The sequence below is a fragment of the Nodosilinea sp. P-1105 genome (genome assembly GCF_012911975.1).
In the GTDB taxonomy this organism is placed as follows: domain Bacteria; phylum Cyanobacteriota; class Cyanobacteriia; order Phormidesmidales; family Phormidesmidaceae; genus Nodosilinea.
The window spans coordinates 1-4,972 of sequence record NZ_SMDQ01000131.1; the positions used below are offsets into that span (position 1 = coordinate 1).

At 61.1% G+C, this 4,972-nt stretch carries 4 protein-coding genes; 3 read left to right on the forward strand and 1 reads right to left on the reverse strand.

Going from position 1 to position 4,972, the window contains the following annotated elements:
- Positions 1-81 precede the first annotated feature (81 nt).
- The 3 genes from E1H13_RS26160 to queC are packed head-to-tail and all read left to right on the forward strand — an operon-like array spanning position 82 to position 1,845.
- Entirely contained in the window at positions 82-471 is a 390-nt protein-coding gene (locus tag E1H13_RS26160) for a 6-carboxytetrahydropterin synthase (RefSeq protein WP_169617895.1), read from the forward strand.
- On the forward strand, positions 464-1,120 hold the full coding sequence (locus tag E1H13_RS26165; RefSeq protein WP_169617898.1) for a 7-carboxy-7-deazaguanine synthase QueE: 657 nt from the start codon (positions 464-466) through the stop codon (positions 1,118-1,120). Before E1H13_RS26160 ends, E1H13_RS26165 begins: the two co-directional genes overlap by 8 nt.
- A 2-nt stretch (positions 1,121-1,122) precedes the next feature.
- A complete protein-coding gene (gene queC, locus E1H13_RS26170; protein ID WP_169617896.1) occupies positions 1,123-1,845 on the forward strand; it encodes a 7-cyano-7-deazaguanine synthase QueC in 723 nt (240 codons plus the stop codon).
- Here the strand turns inward: queC and E1H13_RS26175 are convergent.
- Positions 1,829-4,939, reverse strand: a complete 3,111-nt coding sequence (locus E1H13_RS26175; RefSeq protein WP_169617897.1) for an efflux RND transporter permease subunit — start codon at positions 4,937-4,939, stop codon at positions 1,829-1,831. The two genes, queC and E1H13_RS26175, sit on opposite strands and share 17 nt — an antisense overlap.
- Positions 4,940-4,972: the final 33 nt, after the last annotated feature.

Consider the following 4,972-nt stretch of genomic DNA (forward strand, 5'->3'; position numbering starts at 1 on the left):
CAACTCTATTTTCAGCGAGGTTTCTATGCTCTATCCCTGATGCAGCAAGCTCTCTAGGTACGTTGTCACCCGTTAAGCACCATGCCCAAATGGAAACTTTCCACCGAATTCACCTTTGATGCCGCCCACTCCATCCGCGACTACGATGGTCCCTGCGGTCGCATGCACGGTCACACCTACCGAGTTCGCCTTGAGGCCACCTCCCACCAGCTCCACTCCTCCCAGTACTGCCCCCACCCGGTGATGGTGGCCGACTTTCGCACCCTGCGCTGGGCCAAACGCGACCTGCTCAAGGGGGGGCTCGACCACTGCGTGCTCAATGACGTACTGCCCGAAGGCTACGAAACCACTGCCGAGATGATCGCCCAGTACATCTATGACAAAACCAAAAAAGAGCTGCCCGAGGGGGTGAAGCTCAAGGTCTGCGTTTCCGAAACCCCCAATTCCTGGGCCGAGTATGAAGATGATTAAGATCAGCGTCCCGACCACAAACTCCCCAACGGCTGACTTGTCCCCAGAGCTGGCCCAAACCCTGCCCGTCGTCGAAACATTTCACTCCATTCAGGGAGAAGGGGCCTGGGCAGGCACCAACGCTTTCTTCATCCGACTGGGGGGGTGCGATGTCGGCTGCCCCTGGTGCGACACCAAGCACTCCTGGAACCCAAAGCGTCACCCTCAACAGACCATCGGGACGTTGGTCTCCGCCGCCAAAGCCGCCAATCCCCAGATTGTGGTGATCACCGGCGGAGAGCCGCTGATGCATAATCTAACCCTGCTCACCCAGCAACTCAAAGCTGCTGACCTCCAGGTTCACCTGGAAACCTCCGGTGCCCACCCCTTCAGTGGCCACTTCGACTGGGTCACCTTCTCCCCCAAACGGTTTAAGCCACCCCATCCCAGCATCTATACCCAGGCCAGCGAACTGAAAGTGGTGGTCGCCACCGAGGCCGACCTGGCCTGGGCCGAGCAGCAGGCGGCCCAGCTGTCCCCAACCGTAGACAAACGACTCCAGCCGGAGTGGGAAACCTCAGACAGTCAGCAGATTGTGTTCAACTACGTCTTGAAACATCCGGAGTGGCGCGTTAGCCTGCAAACGCATAAATTTTTGGGAGTCCAATAGCGATGACTCAACCCAAAGCCATTGTTCTGCTATCGGGAGGGCTAGACTCGGCCACGGCAGCGGCACAGGCCATGGCCGACGGCTACGTCCCTATTGCCCTCTCCTTCCGCTACGGCCAACGTCACGAGCGAGAGCTAGAGGCCGCCCGCAAGCTCGCCGCCCATCTGGGCATCGCAGAGCACCATGTGATGGATGTGAACCTGGCCCAGTGGGGTGGCTCGTCCCTCACTGACCTGAACGAGAACCTGCCCCAGGATGGGGTGCAGGCCGGGGCGATTCCGTCTACCTATGTGCCGGGGCGCAACACGGTGTTTATCGCCATTGCCCTATCCCTAGCCGAGGCCAAGCAGGCAGACGCCATCTATCTGGGCATCAATGCCGTGGACTATTCCGGCTACCCCGACTGTCGGCCTGAATATTTGGCCGCCTTTCAGCAGCTGGCTCAGCTTTCTTCTAAGGCTGGGCTAGAGGGCAACGCCCCCCAACTGGTCGCCCCCCTAGTGATGGACTCCAAGGTTGATATCGTCCACCGGGCTCTGCGCCTGGGCGTACCGATCGCTGAAACCTGGTCGTGTTACGAAGGGGGTAAAGAGCCCTGCGGACGGTGCGATTCTTGCCGAATTCGCGACAAAGCGCTGATTGACGCTGGACGGGCTGATCTGGCAACGTGGGTAGGCCGCCGACTACAGGCCCAGGAGACTGAATGCCCTAATCCCGCAGTGTAGGGAAGACAGCCAGCGATGCTGTTGCGGCTGTTTGCGTTACAAGTTCCTGTTTTCGGCAGCTCAGCAGCCGATACACCGAGGGGATGTAGTAGAGGGCCAGCAGGGTGGCACCGCCGAGGCCGCCTGCGATCGCGATCGCCAGAGGTGGCCAAAACCCGGTGGGGTCAAGCATCAGCGGCACAAAGCCGACGATGGTGGTCACTGTCGTCGCAATCACGTGGCGGGTGGCGTGGAACACCACGTCCTCCACCGCTTGGGGATGCCCCAACTTGGCCTCAGGGTCTTCCCGTAAGGCCGCCAGCACCACAATCGAGTCGTTGATCGCCAGACCAATCAACCCCAGGGTGCCGAGAATGGCGGTGAAGCCAAAGATGGAGCCGAATAGCTTCAGCGCTAGGGCCGCCAACCCCACGGCAAGGATAGCCACCGAACCAATCAGGGCCGCTAAGCCAAAGGAGTTGAAGGACAGCACCAGGGTGGCGGTCATCAGGATTGTCAGTATCCCAACGGTAGACAGCAGGTTGCCCACGGCGGTGCCGCGCGCATCGGCCTCGCCACCATACTCAATCCGGTAGCCGGGGGGCAGTTCAAAGTCCTGGTCGTTCAACCGTGCTTGGAATGCGGCCAGCACCCTACTGGGTAAAGCCCCGGCCATGATGAATCCCTGCACCGTATTGATCCGCTGGCCATTGCGGCGGCTGATGCTGGCGGTGTCGGGCACCAGAGAAAGGGTCGCGATCGCATCTAAAGGCATCTGCCCCTGGGCCGTCACCATCTCTAACGAACCAATCGCCCCCAGATCCCCCTGCTGTTCTTCCGGCACCCGCACCCGCACGGGAATGTCGCGGCTGCCATCCATCACCGAGCCCCCCGTTCTGCCATCTAGAGCAGCGTTGAGCTGAGCTGCGATCGCCTGGTTATCCAACCCCAGGCGGCGGGCCTGGGCTTCATCGACAGTGAGGGCTAGCTTAGGTAGGGCTTCAGTCAGGGTGGCCCGGGTATGGACGACATCAGTCACTTGGGCCAGCTCGGCGCGGAGGCGATCGCCCACCTGCCTTAACCCTGCCAGATCTGCCCCATAGACCCGCAGCTCAATCGGCGCGTCAAAGGGTGGCCCCTGCTCCAGCTGCTTCACCAACACCTGGGCTTGGGGGAAAGCCGCATCCAGCTCGGTTTGCAGGGCTTGAATGGTCTGGCGAATGTGGTCAGTGCCTACCAGTTGGACAATTCCCTGGGCAAAGTTCTGGGCATTGCGGCGGTTGTCCAGCACGTTGTAGAAAAAAGGCGGTGCACTGCGACCCATGAACCAGTGAATGTCGTCCACCTCAGGATGCTGAAGGGCCAGCTCCCGGGCCTGGCGAATCTGGGTTTGGGTTGCGGCCAGAGACGCCTGGGTCGGTAGCTCAAACTCGATCTGAAACTGGTTGCGGTTGGTGGGGGGAAAGAACTGCTGGGGCAGGCTAGCAAACACCGCAAAGCCGATCACCGGCAGCACCAACGATAGCCCGACCCCAAGCCAAGGGCGGCGAAACACTGTGTGCAGACTCCACCGATAGGCATGGGCCAGGTCGTCATTGGAGACCCCGTGCTGCAACCAGTCCCAACCCAGTGGCAGCGGATTCCACCGATGCAGCCGCCCCGCCAAGGCCACAATCACCGTCAAGGACAGGGTCAAGGAACTCAGTAGTGCCAAAATTACCGTTAGGCCGATGGTGCCGATGAATTCCCCCACGCCCCCCGGCGACGTGGCAATGGGCACAAAGGCCAGCACCGTGGTCAGGGTTGAGGCCAGCAGCGGCACCAGTAGGTGATGCACTGTCTGCCCGACCGCATCGGCAGGGAGAATTCCCTGGCGCAGCCGCCCCTGCACTTCATCCACCACAATGATGGCGTTGTCGATCAGCAGCCCCAGGGCAATGATGATGCCCGTCACCGACATCTGATGCAGCGGCACCCCCAGTGCCCCCATGGTGCCAAACACGGTCAGGGTGGTCAGGGGAAGCGCTAGCCCCACCAGCAGGGCCGACTTCCAGCCCAAAATCAGCAATGACACAGCAATTACCAGCAGCGACCCCAGCACCAGATTGCGAACCACCCCGTTAAGCCGCTGCTGCACGTACTGGCTCTGGTCGAGGACGACATGTAACCCCAGCCCCTGGGGCAGCTCGGCGCGAAAAGTCTCCAGCACCGTTCTAGCCTGCCCGGCCCAGAGGTCTACCCGTTCGGCAGACTCCACCTTGGCCGCCAGGGCGATCGCCGGATGCCCATTTACTAAAGCTAGGTCTGTGGGCGGGTCTTGTATGGTTTTGGTGACGGTGGCAATGTCTCCCAGTCGGGCCACCTGTCCTGCGCCCCCCGTTGCAATCGGGATGGCGCGAATCTGCTCCAGGGAACTGAGGTTGCTATTCACCTCCAGCAGAAACTCAGAACTGTCACTGCGAAACTGCCCCGCCGATACCTTCGCATCACTGGCGGCAATCTGCTGGGCTAGGGCCGCCGCTGACAGCTCCAGCCGCGAGAGCTCTGTTGCAGTGATGTCTACCCGAATTTCTTCGTCTGGTTCGCCAAACAGATCCACCGTCTCAGTGCCCGGTATTGCCCGCAGCCGATCCTCTAGGGCCGCCACCAGCCGCCCCATGATCGGGTAGTTGGGCGCATCCTCCCGCAGCCAGGTGAGGCCAACGATTAGGGCACTGGCCTTGGTGGAGCTATCGGCATACTCCGGCGTGGACGCATCCGCTGGCAAATCCGGCACCGCATCATCCACCTTGCTGCGCACCTTGGCCCACACTGGGTCAACGTCGGGGATGGTCTCTTTCAGCTCTACAGTGATGACGGAGATGCCGGTGCCCGAGGTGGATTGTAGGGACGCGATTTCTTCCAGTTCAAACAGCCGATCTTCGATCTTCTCAGTCACCAAAGTTTCCACCCGCTCCGGCGTTGCCCCTGGCAAGAAGGTGGTCACGCGGGCAAACCGCTGCACGATTTCCGGGTCTTCCAGGCGAGGCAGGGTGAGAAAGGCGGAGAGGCCCCAGACGACGACCAACACTAGGGTGAGCAGGAGGAGTTGGCGGTTGCGGTAGAAGAGGTTCATGGGGATGGGGAGATGGGGGGATGGGGGGATGGG